At 59.3% G+C, this 19,514-nt stretch carries 18 protein-coding genes and 1 pseudogene; 10 read left to right on the top strand and 9 right to left on the bottom strand.

The genetic code is table 11. The features are described from left to right. The first annotated feature begins 137 nt into the window (after nucleotides 1-137). Nucleotides 138-2,459 (top strand): hybrid sensor histidine kinase/response regulator, encoded by a 2,322-nt coding sequence (locus TU81_RS27315; protein WP_038982225.1) that lies wholly within the window; start codon nucleotides 138-140, stop codon nucleotides 2,457-2,459. On the opposite strand, the gene TU81_RS27320 is transcribed toward TU81_RS27315, so the two are convergent. The 3 genes from TU81_RS27320 to msrB all read right to left on the bottom strand — a co-directional run bounded on the left by TU81_RS27320 (nucleotide 2,443) and on the right by msrB (nucleotide 3,969). Continuing rightward, complete coding sequence (locus TU81_RS27320; protein WP_038982224.1) at nucleotides 2,443-2,904, bottom strand: MarR family winged helix-turn-helix transcriptional regulator; 462 nt, start codon at nucleotides 2,902-2,904, stop codon at nucleotides 2,443-2,445. The two genes, TU81_RS27315 and TU81_RS27320, sit on opposite strands and share 17 nt — an antisense overlap. After that, nucleotides 2,901-3,386 carry a glutathione peroxidase gene (locus TU81_RS27325; protein WP_038982223.1) on the bottom strand — a complete coding sequence of 162 codons (486 nt, stop codon included), beginning with the start codon at nucleotides 3,384-3,386 and terminating at the stop codon, nucleotides 2,901-2,903. The genes TU81_RS27320 and TU81_RS27325 overlap by 4 nt, the downstream gene beginning before the upstream one ends. Nucleotides 3,387-3,573: 187 nt before the next feature. Beyond that, nucleotides 3,574-3,969, bottom strand: coding sequence for a peptide-methionine (R)-S-oxide reductase MsrB (gene msrB, locus TU81_RS27330; RefSeq protein ID WP_048397570.1), 396 nt, complete (start codon nucleotides 3,967-3,969; stop codon nucleotides 3,574-3,576). A gap of 225 nt (nucleotides 3,970-4,194) precedes the next feature. On the opposite strand from msrB, the gene TU81_RS27335 reads away from it, so the two are divergent. Further along, nucleotides 4,195-5,406 (top strand): pyridoxal phosphate-dependent aminotransferase, encoded by a 1,212-nt coding sequence (locus TU81_RS27335; protein ID WP_038982221.1) that lies wholly within the window; start codon nucleotides 4,195-4,197, stop codon nucleotides 5,404-5,406. Nucleotides 5,407-5,723: 317 nt separating this feature from the next. Then, entirely contained in the window at nucleotides 5,724-6,611 is an 888-nt protein-coding gene (gene htpX, locus TU81_RS27340; RefSeq protein ID WP_007895034.1) for a protease HtpX, read from the top strand. A 194-nt stretch (nucleotides 6,612-6,805) separates the two neighbouring features. Here htpX and TU81_RS27345 read toward each other — a convergent pair whose 3' ends face one another. Then, nucleotides 6,806-7,462 carry a thiopurine S-methyltransferase gene (locus TU81_RS27345; RefSeq protein ID WP_048397572.1) on the bottom strand — a complete coding sequence of 219 codons (657 nt, stop codon included), beginning with the start codon at nucleotides 7,460-7,462 and terminating at the stop codon, nucleotides 6,806-6,808. Nucleotides 7,463-7,565: 103 nt separating this feature from the next. Between TU81_RS27345 and TU81_RS27350 the strand changes: the two genes are divergently transcribed. Further along, nucleotides 7,566-8,333, top strand: a complete 768-nt coding sequence (locus TU81_RS27350; RefSeq protein ID WP_048397577.1) for a DODA-type extradiol aromatic ring-opening family dioxygenase — start codon at nucleotides 7,566-7,568, stop codon at nucleotides 8,331-8,333. Between the two features lie 215 nt (nucleotides 8,334-8,548). Here the strand turns inward: TU81_RS27350 and TU81_RS27355 are convergent, their stop codons facing one another. Beyond that, complete coding sequence (locus tag TU81_RS27355; RefSeq protein ID WP_007943712.1) at nucleotides 8,549-10,222, bottom strand: DEAD/DEAH box helicase; 1,674 nt, start codon at nucleotides 10,220-10,222, stop codon at nucleotides 8,549-8,551. A 432-nt stretch (nucleotides 10,223-10,654) separates the two neighbouring features. Between TU81_RS27355 and TU81_RS27360 the strand changes: the two genes are divergently transcribed. After that, nucleotides 10,655-11,446 carry a crotonase/enoyl-CoA hydratase family protein gene (locus TU81_RS27360; protein ID WP_048397579.1) on the top strand — a complete coding sequence of 264 codons (792 nt, stop codon included), beginning with the start codon at nucleotides 10,655-10,657 and terminating at the stop codon, nucleotides 11,444-11,446. Nucleotides 11,447-11,556: 110 nt separating this feature from the next. Here the strand turns inward: TU81_RS27360 and TU81_RS27365 are convergent, their stop codons facing one another. Further along, complete coding sequence (locus TU81_RS27365) at nucleotides 11,557-12,312, bottom strand: spermidine synthase (protein ID WP_038982217.1); 756 nt, start codon at nucleotides 12,310-12,312, stop codon at nucleotides 11,557-11,559. Nucleotides 12,313-12,475: 163 nt separating this feature from the next. On the opposite strand from TU81_RS27365, the gene TU81_RS27370 reads away from it, so the two are divergent. Next, complete coding sequence (locus TU81_RS27370; protein WP_008009408.1) at nucleotides 12,476-13,822, top strand: class II 3-deoxy-7-phosphoheptulonate synthase; 1,347 nt, start codon at nucleotides 12,476-12,478, stop codon at nucleotides 13,820-13,822. Between the two features lie 116 nt (nucleotides 13,823-13,938). On the opposite strand, the pseudogene TU81_RS27375 reads toward TU81_RS27370, so the two are convergent. Together TU81_RS27375 and TU81_RS27380 are read right to left on the bottom strand one after the other, a co-directional pair. Further along, nucleotides 13,939-15,173, bottom strand: a pseudogene (locus TU81_RS27375) (winged helix-turn-helix domain-containing protein). Nucleotides 15,174-15,231: 58 nt separating this feature from the next. Then, on the bottom strand, nucleotides 15,232-15,447 hold the full coding sequence (locus TU81_RS27380; protein WP_038982214.1) for a DUF1127 domain-containing protein: 216 nt from the start codon (nucleotides 15,445-15,447) through the stop codon (nucleotides 15,232-15,234). Between the two features lie 96 nt (nucleotides 15,448-15,543). Here TU81_RS27380 and TU81_RS27385 point away from each other — a divergent pair, with 96 nt between their 5' ends. Next, nucleotides 15,544-16,398: a LysR substrate-binding domain-containing protein gene (locus TU81_RS27385; RefSeq protein ID WP_038982213.1), complete on the top strand. Its 855-nt coding sequence runs from the start codon at nucleotides 15,544-15,546 to the stop codon at nucleotides 16,396-16,398. Here TU81_RS27385 and TU81_RS27390 read toward each other — a convergent pair. Beyond that, entirely contained in the window at nucleotides 16,388-17,137 is a 750-nt protein-coding gene (locus tag TU81_RS27390; protein ID WP_390176106.1) for a sulfite exporter TauE/SafE family protein, read from the bottom strand. The two genes, TU81_RS27385 and TU81_RS27390, sit on opposite strands and share 11 nt — an antisense overlap. A gap of 109 nt (nucleotides 17,138-17,246) precedes the next feature. Here TU81_RS27390 and TU81_RS27395 point away from each other — a divergent pair, with 109 nt between their 5' ends. The 3 genes from TU81_RS27395 to TU81_RS27405 all read left to right on the top strand — a co-directional run bounded on the left by TU81_RS27395 (nucleotide 17,247) and on the right by TU81_RS27405 (nucleotide 19,483). Continuing rightward, the gene (locus TU81_RS27395; RefSeq protein WP_048397581.1) at nucleotides 17,247-18,203 is read left to right on the top strand and encodes a LysR family transcriptional regulator; all 957 of its coding nucleotides are present in this window, start codon (nucleotides 17,247-17,249) and stop codon (nucleotides 18,201-18,203) included. A 69-nt stretch (nucleotides 18,204-18,272) separates the two neighbouring features. Further along, entirely contained in the window at nucleotides 18,273-18,734 is a 462-nt protein-coding gene (locus tag TU81_RS27400) for a MarR family winged helix-turn-helix transcriptional regulator (RefSeq protein ID WP_048397610.1), read from the top strand. A gap of 329 nt (nucleotides 18,735-19,063) precedes the next feature. Then, complete coding sequence (locus TU81_RS27405; protein WP_048397588.1) at nucleotides 19,064-19,483, top strand: organic hydroperoxide resistance protein; 420 nt, start codon at nucleotides 19,064-19,066, stop codon at nucleotides 19,481-19,483. Nucleotides 19,484-19,514: the final 31 nt, after the last annotated feature.

Consider the following 19,514-nt stretch of genomic DNA (forward strand, 5'->3'; position numbering starts at 1 on the left):
CGTTCACGGTAATGATGGCGGTACATCGACGAAACACAGCATCTACACCCCTACAGGTGTTTTGCGAGAACATCGGTATCCATTGATGATCGACTATGCTTGAGCAGCGAAGGGAAACGGAAGTGGTTCAACATCCCATGGATATCAAGTTCAGCCACCGGCTGTCGTACAAACAAGCCAGGCTTACGGTACTGGCCGGTTTCATTCTGGGCACGCTGCTCAGCTTGCTGCAAATAGGCATCGATTATGCCAGCGAAGACGCCTCCATCAACCGTGAAATACTGTCCTTGCTGGAAATCAGCCATAACCCCGCGTCCCGCATCGCCTACAACATCGATGCCGAACTCGCCCAAGAGCTGAGCCTGGGCCTGCTGCGCTCTCCGGCAATCATCGGCGCGCAATTGATCGACAACAACGATACCGTGCTGGCCAGCGTCAAACGTCCGGGCCTGGAAAACAATGACCGGATGATCAGCGACTTCCTGTTCGGCGCCAACCGGCAGTTCGAAGACCGCCTTTATCTCGACCACTTGCCGGACGAATCCCTCGGGATCTTGCGCCTGGAAGTCGATACCTACACCTTCGGCAGTCGTTTCCTGCGCCGGGCCGAAGTGACCCTGCTCAACGGCTTCGCGCGCAGCCTGATTCTTACGGGCATTCTGCTGGCGCTGTTTTACGTGATGCTGACCAAACCGCTGGTGCGGGTTATCCGCGAACTCAGTGGCCGTGACCCCCGCAGCGCGGAACCGACGTTGCTGGAGTGTCCGACGGGGCATGAAAACGATGAAATCGGGGTCTTGGTCGAGGTCGCCAATCAGCAGTTCGAAAACATTGCCACCGAAATCCAGCAACGACGCAACGCCGAAAACCGCCTGACCGACTACCTCTCGCAACTGGAAAACATCGTCTCGGCCCGCACCGCGGAACTCAAGGCGATCAATACCCGCCTCAGCCAATCCAACGAGGAATTGGAAGTCGCCCGCAGCACTGCCCTGGACATGGCCGAAGCGCGCTCGGTGTTCCTGGCCAACATGAGTCATGAAATCCGCACGCCTCTCAACGGTCTGCTGGGGATGATCGCGCTCTCGCTGGACGGCCCGCTCAATGCCGAGCAGCAGCAACAGCTGTCCATCGCCCATGACTCGGGCAAAGTGCTGGTGGAACTGCTCAACGATATTCTCGACCTGTCGAAGTTCGACGCCGGCCAGCTCGAACTCGAACACATTCCATTCGACCTTGGTTCGTTGATCGAAGACACCGCCAACCTGCTGTCCCAGAACGCCGCGCCGAGTGTCGAGCTGGCATGCCTGATCGACCCGCAATTTCCCGCGCTGGTGCTCGGTGATCCGACCCGGGTTCGGCAGATCGTCAGTAACTTGTTGTCCAACGCCCTCAAGTTCACCCGTTTCGGGCGGGTCGATGTGCGCCTTTCAACGTTCGAAGACGGTGTGCGAATCGAGGTCTGCGACACTGGCATCGGCATCGCCCAGGACGCGCAGGTCAAGATCTTCCAGCCGTTCACCCAGGCCGGCGCCGGCATTACCCGGCAATTCGGCGGGACCGGGTTGGGTCTGGCGCTGACTTATAGCCTCTGCGAAGTGATGCAAGGGCGTCTGACGATCAGCTCGGAAGCGGGCTTTGGCAGTCAGTTCTGCGCCGACCTGCCCCTGCCCTGCCATACCCGGGCCATTTCTCCGACCGCACTGCGGGGCAACATCGTCGCGATTACCGCCGCCAGCAGCGGTCTGGCGGAATTGTTGAGCAGTCTGTTGCCCGGCTGGGGGCTCGACTATCAGCAGCGTTCCATCGATGATCGATTGATCGGTCTGGAGCCAGATGTACTGATCACCGACTGTCCCGAATGCCTGTTTGGCCTGCGGCCTACCTTCGCTGCGCCGATTCTGTTGGTAACCGCTTACGGCAGTTTCCTGCCGAGCGAGCAAGTCAACGCCCTCGCGCCCTTACAGCAACAGGCACGGCCTCTGGCGCGCAATGCGCTTTACCAGGCATTGCGGCGGATCTTGCAGCCGGAACTCACCACGATCAACGGTGCCCGGGTCGAAGCCATCTCACCCCTGCGACGCGGACGCATCCTGCTGGTGGAGGACAACCCGGTCAATCAGTTGGTGGCCAAGGGAATGCTCGGAAAACTCGGTTGCGAGGTGAGCATCGCGGCCCACGGCGGCGAAGCGCTGGATCAGCTTGAGCAGAGTGAATTCGATCTGGTACTGATGGACTGCAACATGCCAGTGATGGACGGCTATGAAGCCAGCCGGCAGATCCGTCGCAGCGGGCGTTGGCCACAGCTGCCCATCGTCGCCCTGACCGCCAACGCCATGTCCGAAGAACGCGAACGCTGCCGTGCGGCGGGCATGAGTGACTACCTGGCCAAACCTTTCCGCCGGGAAGAACTGGCCGCCCTGCTCGACTTGTGGATACCCACTACGACAGTGCTTTGATTTGCCCCAACAGGTGATCAAGACCATCGCGCAGATCATTCAGGCGATCAAGATCGACGCCGCTATCGCACAACAGCCGGGCCTTGAGCGGCCCGACCTGATCGCGCAAAGCCTTGCCGGCGGGCGACAGGCTCAAGTGCACCTCACGCTCATCGCGCGCCGAACGCTGACGCTGCACCAGCTGCAGTTGCTCAAGCCGTTTGAGCAGCGGCGTCAAGGTCCCGGAATCCAGCGCCAGGCGCTCACCCAAGGCCTTGACCGTCGGCTGCTCCGGCGCCGCCTCCTGCCATTCCCACAGCACCAGCATCGCCAGGTATTGCGGGTAAGTCAGGCCCAACTGATCGAGCATCGGCTTGTAGGCACGGATCACCGCCCGAGAAGCGGCGTACAGCTTGAAACAGAGCTGACTGTCGAGCTTTAGCGAATCAACTGACAACGTGTTCATTTGAGCAGGGCTTCGATCTCGCGGCTCAGGTCCTGCGGTTTGGTCGCCGGAGCAAAGCGCTTGACCATCTGGCCGTCCTTGCCGATCAGGAACTTGGTGAAGTTCCACTTGATGCCTTGGGAACCCAGCACGCCCGGTGCGCGCTTTTTCAGCTGAACGAACAGTGGATGGGCGTCGGCACCATTCACTTCGATCTTCTTGAACAGCGGGAAACTCACCCCGTAATTCAGCTCGCAGAATTCGGAAATCGCCCCTTCGTTGCCCGGCTCTTGCTTGCCGAACTGATTGCAGGGAAAGCCGAGCACCACCAGACCTTGATCCTTGTAGGTCTGCCACAGCTCTTCAAGGCCTTTGTACTGCGGGGTGAACCCGCATTTGCTGGCGGTGTTGACCACCAGCACCGCTTTGCCGGCGAAATCGGCCAGGGTCTTTTGCTCGCCCTTGATGGTGGTGCAAGGGATGCTCAACAGGTTGTCGCTCATGGCACGAACTCCGAATGGAAGAACAAAGACCAAACATAGCGAGCAATTGAATTGTGTGCAATTTAAAATATTGAACGCCGTTCATCTGTAGGAGCGAAGCTTGCTCGCGAAGACGTCTTGGCATTCAACACTGATGCTGACTGGTCCGGCGCCTTCGCGAGCAAGCTTCGCTCCTACGGGGCTCGCATTACGAGCGGGGAACGAGGTCCAGGCACACCGAGTTGATGCAATAACGCAGGCCCGTGGGCGGCGGACCGTCCGGGAACACATGCCCAAGGTGTGCATCGCATGTGGCACAGACCACTTCCGTGCGGACCATGCCGTGGCTGACATCACGGATCTCGACCATGGCGCTGTCGCCGATCGGTGCGTAGAAACTTGGCCAGCCGCAGCCGGAATCGAATTTGGTCTTTGAGTCGAACAGTGGTGCGTTGCAGCAGATGCAGTGGTAAACACCGTCGACCTTGCTGTCGTTGTACTTACCGGAGAACGGCCGCTCGGTGCCCTTGAGGCGGCAAACGTTGTACTGCTCCGGATCGAGCATTTCACGCCATTCTTCCAGGGTTTTTTCCAACTTTTCCATGATCACACCTCAGCAGCTGAAAAAGCCCGATCTGTACCTTTTCCACGGATCGGGCGGCACGTATGATTGCGCCTCGTCAAACGCCAGTCTGGCAGCCAGACCACGCGCATTCAAACGGATTATGAGTGCCGCCACTCGAGGCGTCAGGCCTGTGTGAATACGCAGGATTCCCAGTACGGTCGTTCATACGCCGCCTGGATCGTTCATTTTCGGGAACACATCGCCATGCAGGTCAGCAAATCGAACAAGCTCGCCAACGTCTGCTACGACATTCGCGGCCCAGTGCTCAAGCACGCCAAACGCCTGGAAGAGGAAGGCCATCGCATCCTCAAGCTGAACATCGGCAACCCGGCGCCCTTTGGTTTCGAAGCGCCGGATGAAATCCTTCAGGACGTGATCCGCAACCTGCCGACCGCCCAAGGCTACAGCGACTCCAAGGGCCTGTTCAGCGCCCGCAAGGCCGTGATGCAGTACTACCAGCAAAAGCAGGTGGAAGGCGTCGGCATCGAAGACATCTACCTGGGCAACGGCGTTTCCGAGCTGATCGTGATGTCGATGCAGGCCCTGCTCAACAACGGCGACGAAGTACTGGTGCCCGCTCCCGACTATCCGCTATGGACGGCTGCAGTGAGCCTGTCGGGCGGCAATCCGGTGCATTACCTGTGCGACGAGCAGGCCAACTGGTGGCCGGACCTGGCCGACATCAAGGCCAAGATCACCCCGAACACCAAAGCGCTGGTGATCATCAACCCGAATAACCCGACCGGCGCGGTGTATTCGAAGGAAGTGCTGCTGGGCATGCTGGAACTGGCCCGTCAGCACAATCTGGTGGTGTTCTCCGACGAGATCTACGACAAGATCCTGTATGACGACGCCGTGCACATCTGCACCGCCTCACTGGCGCCGGACTTGCTGTGCCTGACCTTCAACGGCCTGTCCAAGTCCTATCGCGTGGCCGGCTTCCGTTCCGGCTGGATCGCCATTTCCGGTCCGAAACACCACGCCCAGAGCTACATCGAAGGCATCGACATGCTGGCCAACATGCGCCTGTGTGCCAACGTGCCGAGCCAGCACGCCATCCAGACCGCGTTGGGTGGCTATCAGAGCATCAACGATCTGGTGCTGCCACAAGGGCGTCTGCTGGAACAGCGCAATCGTACCTGGGAACTGCTGAACGACATTCCGGGCGTGAGCTGCGTCAAGCCGATGGGCGCGCTGTATGCGTTCCCGCGGATCGATCCGAAAGTCTGCCCGATCCACAACGACGAGAAATTCGTGCTCGACCTGCTGCTCTCGGAGAAGCTGCTGGTGGTACAAGGCACGGCCTTCAACTGGCCATGGCCGGACCACTTCCGTGTGGTCACCCTGCCACGACTCGACGACCTGGATCAGGCGATTGGCCGGATCGGCAACTTCCTCAAATCCTATCGCCAATAAGTGGCCTGTCACCGTGCGACGCTGGTTAATGTCGCACGGTGATTAATTCAGCAACATATCTTTGCACCCTGCCCTGCATCGTTGTTTCAAGCGCTGACTGACGACACGTTTCATGCCCGCGCCTAACAACGGCGGGGGCCTGCGAGGCTAATTGGCTGACAACCGTTTCCCATGCCGACGTCGGAAACGCCCTTCAAGCCGCTAGACTGTTGCTGTAGGACACAGTTTGAAATAGTCACTCGGTTGAATAGCCCGGTGCAGCACCTTATATACCCCGCAGTACGCTACATATTTAGCACGAGGAGATTTCTACAACCATGATGCGCATTTTGCTGTTTTTGGCCACTAACCTGGCGGTCGTGCTGATTGCCAGCATCACCCTGAGCCTTTTCGGCTTCAACGGGTTCATGGCGGCCAACGGGGTTGATCTCAACCTCAATCAGCTGCTGATTTTCTGTGCGGTCTTTGGTTTCGCCGGTTCCCTGTTCTCGCTGTTCATCTCCAAGTGGATGGCGAAAATGAGTACCAGCACCCAGATCATCAGCCAGCCGCGCACCCGGCACGAGCAATGGCTGCTGCAAACTGTCGAGCAATTGTCCCGCGAAGCCGGGATCAAGATGCCCGAAGTCGGGATTTTCCCGGCCTATGAAGCCAACGCCTTTGCCACCGGCTGGAACAAGAACGACGCACTGGTCGCGGTCAGCCAGGGCTTGCTCGAGCGTTTCTCGCCGGATGAAGTGAAAGCCGTTCTGGCCCACGAAATCGGCCACGTGGCCAATGGCGACATGGTTACCCTGGCGTTGATCCAGGGCGTGGTGAACACCTTCGTGATGTTCTTCGCCCGGATCATCGGCAACTTTGTCGACAAGGTGATCTTCAAGAACGAAGAAGGCCAGGGCATTGCCTACTACGTGGCGACCATCTTCGCCGAACTGGTCCTGGGTATTCTGGCCAGCGCCATCGTCATGTGGTTCTCGCGCAAACGTGAGTTCCGTGCGGACGAAGCCGGTGCACGCCTGGCCGGTACCAGTGCAATGATCGGTGCCCTGCAGCGTCTGCGTGCAGAACAAGGGCTGCCGGTGCACATGCCGGACACGCTGAATGCCTTCGGCATCAACGGTGGTCTCAAACAAGGGTTCGCCCGCATGTTCATGAGCCACCCACCGCTGGAAGAGCGTATTGACGCATTGCGTCGTCGGGGCTGACAGGCTCTGCACTAAAAGAAAAGGCCCGCAATGCGGGCCTTTTTTTGTCTGTTTGATCAGTGCGGTGCTCTTCAGGCCCTCTTCGCGGGCAAGCCTCGCTCCTACAGGTTTTGTGTCGTTCACATATTCGGCGAATTACACAAAACCTGTGGGAGCGGGCTTGCCCGCGAAGATGCCAGCAAACTCAACACACCTTAATGGCTGGAAACCCGATAAACCCGCTCTTCAAGCCGCGTCACACCAGCCTCAAGAAACTTCCAGCTCTCGCCCAGGACGTCCTGGTCTTCCAGAATCTTCAGCGCCCACACATCGCCGAACAACCGCTGCACTTCATCATCCAGCACCGCAAACGGCGGCCCGGCCATTTGCGCCTGGTCGTAATCCAGCGTAATCAAAAGCCCTAAAGAATCCTTCGGTAGAATCCGAATCAGATGGGCCGCGTATTGCTCACGCATCGCCGGCGGCAGGGCAATCAACGCCGCGCGGTCGTACAGCCCGCTGCAATCGGCGACATCGCCTGCCGTCAGCTCAAAGAAATCGCCACACCACAACTCGATTGAACCGGCACGGTAGACCTTGAACGGCCCCTGTTCACTGACGTCCGGGTCAAATTGATGCTCACTGAAAAAATCCTCCACGGCCTTTTCCGACAGCTCAATCCCCAAGACCTCATGACCTTGGTGCGCCAGCCACAACAGATCCAGACTTTTCCCACACAACGGCACCAGCACGCGAGTGCCCTCTTCCAGGCCCAACGCTGGCCAAAACCGTTGCAGATGAGGATTCACTTCCGGCAGATGAAAGCCGATCTGATTCGACGCCCATCGTTTATGCCAAAACTCCGGCTGCATAATTAACCCCGAAAAATTCGATCAAAAGACCCTAAAACTTATATTAGATTTAGATCAATGATCTGACTGAAGATGGTGCCATCTTACTCTCAGGAGCTCATTCATGTTCCCCAGCCTGTATATCTCTCATGGCTCCCCGATGCTAGCCCTGGAACCGGGCGCCAGCGGGCCGGCTCTTGCGCGCCTGGCCGCCGCATTGCCGAAACCCAAGGCCATCGTGATAGTTTCCGCGCATTGGGAAAGCAGCGAGCTGCTAGTCAGCGGCAACCCTCAGCCTGAAACCTGGCACGACTTCGGCGGCTTTCCGCAGGCCTTGTTCGAGGTGCAATACCCGGCCCCCGGCAATCCGCAACTGGCGGCGGAGGTGGTCGAGCTGCTGAAAGCCGATGGCCTGCCGGCGCGCATAAACAGCCAGCGACCGTTCGACCATGGCGTTTGGGTACCCTTGTCGTTGATGTATCCGCAAGCTGATATCCCGGTGGTGCAGGTCTCGCTGCCCACCCGTGGCGGTCCTGCCCTGCAAACCCGCGTGGGCCATGCCTTGGCCAGTCTGCGCGAGCACGGTGTGCTGTTGATCGGCTCCGGCAGCATCACCCACAACCTGCGCGAACTGGACTGGCACGCCGGCCCGGAAAGCGTCGAACCCTGGGCCAAGGTGTTCCGCGACTGGGTGATCGAGAAACTCGAAGCGAACGACGAAGCCGCATTGCACGACTATCGCCAGCAAGCTCCAAATGCTGCGCGTAACCATCCGAGTGACGAGCATCTGCTGCCGCTGTACTTTGCCCGCGCGGCCGGGGGTGAGTTCAGCATTGCGCACCAGGGGTTCACCATGGGGGCGCTGGGGATGGACATTTATCGCTTTGGCTGACAGGTAGACCGAATTGCCCCCTTCGCGAGCAAGCCCGCTCCCACACTGGATCTGCGTCGTACATGAATTCTGAATTCACTGAAGATCAAGTGTGGGAGCGGGCTTGCTCGCGAAGGAGGCGACTCCGCTCAAAAGCCGGGCAGAAACAGCAGACAAAAAAAATCCCCGAACCAGTCGGGGATTTTTTATGTTCGATCAATCAGCTCGAGAGCGGATCAATCTTCGCGATAGCGACGCAGCTTCAACTGCTTACCGGCAACGCGAGTGTCCTTCAGCTTGGTCAGGAGTTTCTCCAGACCATCTTCCGGCAGCTCGACGAGGCTGAAGCTGTCACGCACCTGGATGCGACCGATGGCTTCACGGGCCAAACCGCCTTCATTCAGGATAGCGCCCAGCAGGTTCTTGGCAGCGATACCATCACGCGCACCCAGCGCGGTACGGCAACGAGCACGACCTTCAGCCAATGGAACCGGAGCACGACGCTCACGATCACCACGGTCCGGACGATCACCGGTACGCTCTGGACGATCGCCACGCGGTGCGTTGTTCGGCACCAGTGGACGTTCTTTCTCGATTGCGGCCAGGGTCAGCGCCTGAGCGTTGGTTGCCTTGCGCAGCAGAGCAGCGGCCAGTGCACGCGGGGTGCAACCGATGTCGGCGGTCAGGCGATCCAGCAGATCACCGTGAGTCGATTCGGCATCAGCGACCAGCGGCGACAGGCTGTTGGTCAGCTTCTTGATGCGGGCATCAAGAACGGCCTGAGCATCCGGCAGACGAACTTCGGCAACCTTCTGACCGGTTACACGCTCGATCACTTGCAGCATGCGGCGCTCACGAGGAGTCACCAGCAGCAGCGCACGACCTTCGCGACCGGCACGGCCGGTACGGCCGATACGGTGAACGTAGGATTCCGGGTCGTACGGCATATCAACGTTGAACACGTGAGTGATACGCGGAACGTCCAGACCACGAGCGGCAACGTCGGTCGCCACAACGATGTCCAGACGGCCATCCTTGAGGGATTCGATCACGCGCTCACGCTGGTTCTGAGCAATGTCACCGTTCAGCGCAGCGGCTTTGTAGCCTTTGGCTTCCAGGGCACTGGCCAGGTCCAGGGTCGCTTGCTTGGTGCGCACGAACATGATCAGGGCGTCGAAATCTTCCACTTCCAGCAGGCTCAATACAGCCGAGGTCTTCTGGTCAGCGTGAACCAACAGGTGAGCCTGTTCGATCGCGGTAACAGTCTGAGTCTTGGTCTGGATCTTCACGTGTTGCGGATCGCGCAGATGGCGTTCGGCAATGGCACGGATCGACTGCGGCAGGGTGGCCGAGAACAATACGGTCTGACGGGTTGCTGGCAGGGCCTTGAAGATGACTTCGAGGTCGTCCATGAAACCCAGTTTGAGCATTTCATCCGCTTCGTCGAGAACCAGGTGGTTCACGGTAGCCAGAACTTTTTCGTCGCGACGCAGGTGGTCGCACAGACGGCCCGGCGTGGCGACAACGATCTGTGCGCCATTACGGATTGCTTTCAGTTGTGGGCCCATAGGCGCGCCGCCGTAAACGGCCACAACGGTAACGCCCGGCATTTGCTTGGCGTAGGTTTCGAAAGCGGTTGCTACTTGCAGCGCCAACTCACGGGTTGGCGCCAGGATCAGGGCTTGCGGCTCGCGCTTTGCAGGATCGATGCGGTGCAGGATCGGCAGGGCGAACGCGGCGGTTTTACCGGTACCGGTTTGCGCCTGACCAATCATGTCGTGACCGGCCATGATGATCGGGATCGATTGCTGCTGAATAGCCGAAGGTTCTTCGTAGCCGGTCGCAATGACGGCTGCAAGAATATTCGGATTAAGATTAAAAGCGGCGAAGCCGCCGGTTTCCTGGGTCATGGGTCTGCCTCTAAGTGCATCCGCAAAGACCCATGCTCCAAAGCTGCGCATGCCGTGTAAGACTCAAGAGTCGCCCTGGCTGCTTTGTCGGCGGGGATTTGCGAAAACGAATGAATGAAAAAGATTCGTCAAGGAAGAGTCCGCTGTGCGGACGTGCAGCCGAAGCTGGCTTCGGGGAATTGCGCTACCTAAACGCGGCCCGGTTAAAGGCCGGCGCGCACTATACCGGAATTAGCCTGAAAAGGGAGCTTTTTTTATCGGAAAAAACCGGCGTACGCCGTTGTGTCACGGGCTTTGCGGATAATTGTGCGACGGTCTATTTTGCAAAGGCCCGGCCCTGCTGACGATGGCGCTAAAACGGTTCACTCTTGTGACACAGACCTTCGGTCTCACATATCCCTTCCCGCCCCTTCCCACCCGAGGAAATGTCCCATGAATCAGCCCAGCACCAGTCGTGTAACCCGTGAACGACACGGCCATGTCCTGATGATCGGCCTGGATCGGGCGGCCAAACGCAATGCATTCGACCTCGACCTGCTCAACGAACTCAGTCTTGCCTATGGCGAGTTCGAGGCTGACAGCGAAGCGCGGGTCGCGGTGGTGTTCGGTCATGGTGAGCATTTCACTGCCGGGCTCGATCTGGTCAGCGCCGGCGCAGCCCTGGCCGAAGGCTGGCAGGCACCGCCCGGAGGCTGCGACCCATGGGGTGTGCTCGCAGGCCCGCGGGTCAGCAAACCAGTGATTGTCGCGGCTCAAGGCTACTGCCTGACCGTTGGCATCGAGTTGATGCTGGCTGCCGACATCAACCTGTGTGCCAGCAATACCCGTTTTGCCCAGAAGGAAGTGCAGCGCGGGATCTTCCCGTTCGGCGGCGCCACTTTGCGCCTGCATCAGGTCGCCGGTTGGGGCAATGCCATGCGCTGGTTGCTTACCGGGGATGAATTCGACGCTCATGACGCCTTGCATCTGGGGTTGGTGCAGGAAGTCATGGCCAGCGAGGACTTGTTGCCGCGGGCCATTGAATTGGCGGAGCGGATTGCCCGGCAGGCGCCGCTTGGGGTTCAGGCAACGCTGATGTCTGCCCGGCAGGCGCGCTATGAGGGTGAAATGGCGGCAGCTCAGGCTTTGCCGGCGCTGGTGAAGACATTGCTCAATAGCGAAGATGCCAAGGAAGGTGTTCGGTCGATGATCGAGAAACGGCCGGGCATCTTTAAAGGGGTTTGAGGGATGTATTGGCTGTGCGGCCCTCTTCGCGAGCAAGCCCGCTCCCACATTAGAACGCGATCCAATGTGGGAGCGGGCTTGCTCGCGAAGGGGCCCGAACAGACAACGACTTATGTCGCCGGCCGAATCGCCTTGATCAACGACTGCAACGAATACCCCAATCGCGGTGCCAGGCCTTCAGCGCGAGCGATCAGCCCATCCAGATCCAGTTCCTGATCCAGCTCAGATGGCACGATCAGAATCACGTTGCCCTCCTTCACTGGCAATTCCCAGTAATGCCGGTGATAGAGACCGCGCAACAACGCCGCCCCCAACGGACGACCATCGTCGGTGGCCCACTGGTTGATCACCAGCCAGCCCCCCGGATTCAACCGTTTCTGACAGTTTTCCAGAAAACCCCAGGCCAGATGCCCGACACCCGGCCCGACATCGGTATAGAGGTCGACGAAAATCAGATCGGCCGGTTCAGCCGTTTCGAGTAGCTCCAAGGCATCGCCGACGCGGATGTACAGCCGTGGATCGTCATCCAGCCCGAGGTATTCGATGGCCAGACGCGGCACATCGGGGCGAAGCTCGATGGCTTCGACATCTTCCAAAGGCAGGAACTTGAGACAGGCTTGAGTCAGAGTGCCGGCGCCAAGACCGAGGAACAGCGCGCTTTCCGGCTGTTCGTGGCACAGCGCGCCAATCAGCATCGCCCGGGTGTAATCGTACTCGAGCCAGCTCGGGTCAGCGGTGAACACGCAGCTCTGTTCGATGGCATCACCGAACTCCAGAAAACGGTAATCAGCCACTTCCAGCACGCGAATCACGCCGAACTCATCCTGTACCTCGGCGAGCAGATGCTCGACGCGCTCCTCAGTCATCTCGTCTCCTGATGTCACCGGGCCTGCAATGTAATAAATAGCAGCGCAATAAGACCGCGTGGGTGGTGCGGCAAAGGCGCGATTGTCCGCGAAGCGACGGGAACAGGTCACGCACTAATTGCTGATAACATAACCGTCCGAGCGTAAAACACTAGAGACTGCAATGAGCCAACCCTGGAGCCCTGACAGCTGGCGCGCCCTGCCGATCCAGCAACAACCCCAATACCCCGACGCGGCGCACTTGCTGCACGTCGAGCAAACCCTGGCGAGCTATCCGCCGCTGGTATTTGCCGGTGAAGCCCGGGAGTTGCGCCGTCAGTTTGCCGAAGTCACCCAGGGCCGGGCGTTTCTGTTGCAGGGCGGCGACTGCGCCGAAAGCTTCGCCGAATTCTCCGCTGCGAAAATTCGTGACACTTTTAAAGTGTTGCTGCAAATGGCGATCGTCATGACCTTCGCCGCCGGTTGCCCGGTGGTCAAAGTCGGACGCATGGCGGGCCAGTTCGCCAAACCCCGTTCGGCCAACGATGAAACCATCAACGGCGTAACGCTGCCGGCCTACCGTGGCGATATCGTCAACGGCATCGGTTTTGACGAAAAAAGCCGCGTACCGGACCCGGAACGTTTGCTGCAGTCTTACCACCAGTCCACTGCAACCCTGAACCTGTTGCGTGCCTTTGCCCAGGGCGGCTTTGCCGACCTGCATCAGGTGCACAAGTGGAACCTGGATTTCATCGCCAACTCGGCGCTGGCCGAGAAGTACAGCCACCTGGCCGACCGCATCGATGAAACCCTGGCCTTCATGCGTGCTTGCGGCATGGACAGCTCGCCACAACTGCGCGAAACCAGTTTCTTCACCGCCCACGAAGCGCTGCTGCTGAATTACGAAGAAGCCTTCGTGCGCCGCGACAGCCTGACCAACGACTACTACGATTGCTCGGCCCACATGCTGTGGATTGGCGACCGTACCCGTCAACTGGACGGCGCGCATGTCGAATTCCTGCGTGGGGTGCATAACCCGATCGGCGTGAAGGTCGGCCCGAGCATGAACCCCGAAGACCTGATTCGCCTGATCGATGTGCTCAACCCGGACAACGACCCGGGCCGCCTGAACCTGATTGCGCGGATGGGCGCGAACAAGGTCGGTGATCACCTGCCACAGCTGATCCGCGCAGTGCAGCGCGAAGGCAAGCAGGTGCTTTGGAGCTCCGACCCGATGCACGGCAACACCATCAAGGCCAGCAGCGGCTACAAGACCCGCGACTTTGCGCAGATTCTTGGCGAGGTGAAGCAGTTCTTCCAGGTTCACGAAGCGGAAGGCAGTTATGCCGGCGGCATCCACATCGAAATGACCGGGCAGAACGTTACCGAATGCATCGGTGGCGCGCGGCCGATTACCGAGGATGGCTTGTCGGATCGTTACCACACCCACTGCGACCCACGGATGAATGCCGATCAGTCGCTGGAGTTGGCGTTTTTGATTGCTGAAACCCTGAAGCAGGTTCGGCGGTGAGTGTAGGAGCTGCCGAAGGCTGCGATCTTTTGATCTTGTTTTGATTCCAGACCGCTAAAAGATCGCAGCCTGCGGCAGCTCCTACAGGGAGACAGTTTGTCCGCGAAAAGGCCAGTTCAATCACCATCAATCTGTGCCAATGCCACCCGCAATCTTGCTGCACTCGCCCGCGGGCAATTCAATTGAATCTGCGCAAGCCCCAACCAATCCGCCATTCGCCGCAGATTGACCGCCAACGCCAGCATACCCGCCTCATCCAGCCCCGGCTCCTCCTCATGCACGGCATGCACCGCCAACCGGCCCAACGCTCGCTCGGCCCGCAAGTCGACCCGCGCAGCAATCCGCTCGTTGTGCAAAAACGGCAATACGTAATAGCCGTAGACGCGCTTGTGCTGTGGCGTATAAATCTCCAGCCGATAACGGAAATCAAACAATCGCTCGGTACGACTGCGTTCCCAGATCAGCGAATCGAAGGGTGAAAGCAGCGCACTGGCCTCGACCTTGCGCGGTACTTTCGGCTCTGCCAGGCAATAGGCCGGTTGCCGCCAGCGTTCAACCTCACACACCAGCAGATCCCCCTCCTCGACCAGTTCCGCCAGCCGCGGTCGGCTGTCTGCCGGGCTCAGGCGAAAATAATCCCGCAGGTCCTTTTCCGTACCGACACCCAAAGCCGTGGCGGCGTGCAGTAATAGGCCACGCTGAGCCTCGGCCTCGCTGAGCAAGGGCTGCTGAAGAATCGCCGAAGGAATCACCCGCTCCGGCAAATCATAAAGCCGTTCGAACCCGCGCCGGCCGGCCACGGTCACTTCACCGGCAGCGAACAGCCATTCCAGCGCATGCTTTTCCGCGCTCCAGTCCCACCACGGACCAGCCCGCTCCTGCCGGGTCGACAGGCTGCCCGCACCCAGCGCACCAAGTTCCTGAACCGACGCCAAAACGCGGCGAATCGTATCCTGCCGCCACGACCGAAGCGTGCCAATTGCTGATAGATGTCTTCGCCGTGGGTCGCGCGCTGCATGCGCCAGCGCATCAAGGGGTACATCGATAAGGGCAACAGAGACGCTTCATGGCCCCAGTACTCGAACAACGTGCGTCGACGACCCTGACTCCAGGCAGCCTGATCAAGCAAGTCGGATGAGTAATTGCCAAGACGGGAGAACAAGGGAAGGTAGTGCGAACGCACCAACGCATTGACCGAATCGATCTGCAGAATGCCCAGGCGCTCGATCAGCCGGTTGAGCTGAACCGGTTTGATCGTCGCCGGCGGCTGGCGCCCGTTGAACCCTTGGGCAGCCAGCGCCAGACGTCGAGCCTGATTGAGGGAAAAAGACAGTGTGGCGGGCATGAGCATCTCCTTGTCTGCTCGCAACCTACCTCACCCGCAAGTGGTTTGTGTAGCGATGGCATCATCATTTATGCATCGGATCATCCCAGAACGGTCTTACCGCCTCATGCTCCACATCCGCACGGCTCACGCCGATATCCTTCAGTGCTTCGTCGCTCAAGCCCGCCAGCATTTCACGTTCACGGTGAAGTTCGTACCAGCGACTAAACTTGTGCAACAGATCGGATACCGCGTGGATTGAGAATTTTTGTTCCGTTACATGCTCGTTGTGACCTTTCATCGTGTTGCCCTCCTTTAGGGATGGCTCAAGTCTCGCGCCAGCGCTAAGATCAATCCAACGAATGTTTCTGATGGCATACATCTCGGAGATTGATGAATGTCCGCCTACCCCAGTATCGACACCGATGTACTGCGCACCTTCGTCGCGATTGCCGATCAGGGCGGTTTTACCCGCGCCGGTGAAATGGTCAACCGCACCCAGTCGGCGGTGAGCATGCAGATGAAGCGCCTGGAAGAGGACGTGTTGCAGCGCCAGCTGTTCGAACGCGACGGGCGCCAGGTAAAACTGACCGCCGAAGGCCAGGTATTACTGGGCTATGCGCGGCGCATCCTCAAACTCCATAGCGAAGTCTTCAATACCCTGCGCGAACCGCACATGGTCGGCACGGTGCGCATCGGCACGCCCGATGATTACGTCATGCGCTTTCTGCCGGGCATCCTGTCGCGCTTTGCGCAGTTCTACCCGCTGATCCAGATCGAGGTTCATTGCGAATCGACCCGACAACTGTTGCAGCGCCAGGATTTGGACCTGTCCATCGTCACCCGTGAGCCGGGTAACGAGATTGGCCAATTGTTGCGCAAGGAGCGTTTTGTCTGGGCCGAGGCCCAATGCTTCAGCGCCCATGAGCAAACACCGCTGCCGCTGGCGATGTTCAACAGTGATTGTTTCTGCCGCGTCTGGGCATGCAATGCCCTGGATGCCATGGGCCGCGATTACCGCATTGCCTACAACAGCTCCAGCCTGTCAGCGTTGATGGCCGTGGTCAGCGCGGGTCTGGCGATCACCGCGCAGCTGGAAAGCCTGATCACCCCGGACATGCGCATCCTTGGTGCCAACGAAGACCTGCCGCTGTTGCCGGAAGCCAGCATCATGCTGATCCGCAACCTGAACAACCCTTCGCCGATCACCGAATGCCTGGCCGAGCACATCGTCGAGGGTTTCAAACTTTAAACGCGAGCATCACCGCACAGACCACCAGAAACCCACAGAACAACCCGCGCAGGAGCCGCTCCGGCAATGCGTGGGCAATTCTCACGCCCCAACTGATGCTCATCAATCCTCCGACCGCCAACGGCACGCCAATCGCCCAATGCACCTGATTGTGCACCGCATAAGTCGCCAGGGTGACGCCCGTACTCGGCAACGCCAGCGCCAGCGCCAACCCCTGGGCAACCACTTGAGTGGTACCGAACAGGCTGGTCAACACCGGCGTTGCAACTACTGCTCCGCCCACTCCAAATAGTCCGCCCATGGTCCCGGAAGCCGCGCCGAGCACGCCCAACCACGGCCAGGAATAGCGCATCTGCGAAGAGGCCGGTGCGTTGGTGGTGAACATTCGCATCAGGTTGTAGGCCGACAGAGCGATCAGGAAAGCGACGAAGCCCAAGCGCATGGTTTGCGCATCGATACCCACCGCCCAGATCGAACCGATCCAGGCAAAGCAGAACCCCATCGAGGCCAGTGGCAGCGCATGCCGCAATTCAATGCGATTGCGCTGGTGATAGCGCCACAGCGCCAGCATCACGTTCGGCACCACCATTACCAGCGCTGTGCCTTGGGCGATCTGCTGATCAAGACCGAACCATACGCCCAGCAGCGGGATCGCGACCAACCCGCCACCGATGCCGAACAGGCCGCCGAGGGTTCCCAACGCTGCGCCAAAAACCAGATACATCAAAAACTCAATCACAGGCGAATTTCCTTTTGTCAGGCTGTTCATCCTACGCAGTCGGCTCTGGCGGGGAAACGCACAGCAACGCACAATGGCTGTGCCAATTTCGCACAAGCGCCGACGAACCATGAACCCCAATCAATTGACCGAACAACTTGGCCTGTTTCTCGATGTGCTGGAAAGCGGCAGTTTTTCCGCCGCCTCCCGTCGTCATCCACTTACGCCATCGGCGGTGGCACGACGTATTGATAGCTTGGAAAACGCGGTCGGCAGCCAGTTGTTCATTCGCAGCACCCATGCCGTGCGTGCGACCCCGGCCGGGCTGGCTTTTGCCGAGCGCGCGCGGCGGATCGTCGCTGAACTGCGCCTGGCCCGGGCGGAAGCAGTGTCCTTGAGCAGTGCGCCGGAAGGCTTGATTCGGGTGGATGCGCCGGCAGCGTTCGGACGCCGACACCTGGCGCCGGTGATTGCCGATTTCCTGACGCTTTACCCCGGCCTCGACGTGCAATTGCACCTGATCGACAGCTTTGTCGACATGCAGGGCTCGAACCTGGGCAAGGTCGATCTGGTGCTGCGTGCCGGGCAGATGGCCGATACCCGACTGGTGGCGACGCCGCTGGCGAGCATGGTGCGCATCGCCTGCGCCAGCCCCGATTACCTGCAACGCCGTGGCTTGCCGACCGATCCGGCGCAGTTGGTCGACCACGACGGCCTCGACTGGGAGGGCTTGGCTCCGCCCTTCGCCTGGCGCTTCGAGCGGGATGGGCAGATGCACTTGCACCGACCAGCGCGAATCCGCATGAGCGCCAACAATGCAGAGGCACTGGTCTGCGGCGCACTGGCCGGGTTGGGCATCGCGCATTTGCCGACCTGGCTGGCCAGCGAATATTTATTGCGCGGCGAACTGCTGCCGCTGTTTTGCGAGAATGGTCTGCCAAAACCGGAAAGTACCGGCATTTATGCGTTGCGCCTGGAGCAGCAACCCAGTTCGCGCAGCCGCTTGTTGCTGGAATACCTGAAGACCCGTTTCAGCCCCATCCCGCCGTGGGATCTGGCGCTGCAAACCAACCTGGACCGCCACTAGTCCAGAATTATCTGGCGCATTAAAGATTCGCCCGCTAGATTCATGACGATCACTGATCAAGGCTTTGAAATGAACACCGAGCGCAACACCCCGGACAACTGCGACGACCTGCTGCTGGACAATCAGGTCTGCTTCGCCCTGCATTCCACCTCGCTGCTGATGACCAAGGTCTACAAGCCGCTGCTGCAAGCGCTGGGCCTGACCTATCCGCAGTACCTGGCGATGATGGTGTTGTGGGAAAAGGATGGGCTGACGGTCGGCGAAATCAGCACCCGACTACTGACCGATCCCGGTTCCCTCACCCCGCTGCTCAAGCGCCTGGAAGCCGAAGGCCTGCTGAGCCGCACCCGCAGCCGTGAAGACGAGCGAGTGGTGATTGTCGAACTGACCGAGCAAGGCCGTGCGCTGCGAGACAAGGCACGGGGCATTCCCCAGTGCATCCTCGGCGCCAGCGGACAAACGCTGGAACAGTTGAAGAAGCTGCAAGCGGATCTTCAAGCGTTGCGGAGTCATCTGCAAGATAGCCTTTAGACCGCGTTATCGTTCTTCGCGGGCAAGCCTCGCTCCTACAGGTTTTCGGTCGATAACATAATCTGCAAACGACACAAAACCTGTAGGAGCGAGGCTTGCCCGCGAAGACGTCCTCCCCGCCGCAAAAAATTTCACCTCGCAAAAATCCCGCACCAAAGCCTCTATCTCAAGCTTATCCTCCCCAATCGAATTGCTGAATGACGACTCAAAACAAATTTTTTCGAAAATTTATCTTGCGCGCTAAATGCTTGCGAGCTACATTCACCTCGCACTTACTTAGCGCGCAAATATTTAGCGCAAAACATCCAAATCCGAACGAGGCTCACACCATGCAAACTCTCTACACCGCAATCGCAACCTCCACCGGCGGCCGTGACGGTCGTGCGATCTCCAGCGACAACGTTCTCGACGTCAAACTCGCCACCCCGAAAGAACTCGGTGGTGCTGGCGGCGCCGCAACCAACCCTGAACAACTGTTCGCAGCCGGCTACTCCGCCTGCTTCATCGGCGCACTGAAATTCGTCGCCAGCCAGACCAAACGCAAAATCCCGGACGACGCGTCGATCACCGCCCATGTCGGCATCGGCCAGATCCCTGGCGGTTTCGGTCTGGACATCGACCTGCACATCAGCCTGCCGGGTCTTGAGCAAGCTGATGCACAAAGCATGGTCGAAGCTGCCCACCAGGTTTGCCCGTACTCCAACGCCACCCGTGGCAACGTCGATGTGCGCCTGCACGTAACCGTCTAACCGCTGACTCCAAGGTCGAACAGGAAATGAA

This window comes from Pseudomonas lini, from assembly GCF_001042905.1.
Classification (GTDB): Bacteria; Pseudomonadota; Gammaproteobacteria; order Pseudomonadales; family Pseudomonadaceae; genus Aquipseudomonas; species Aquipseudomonas lini.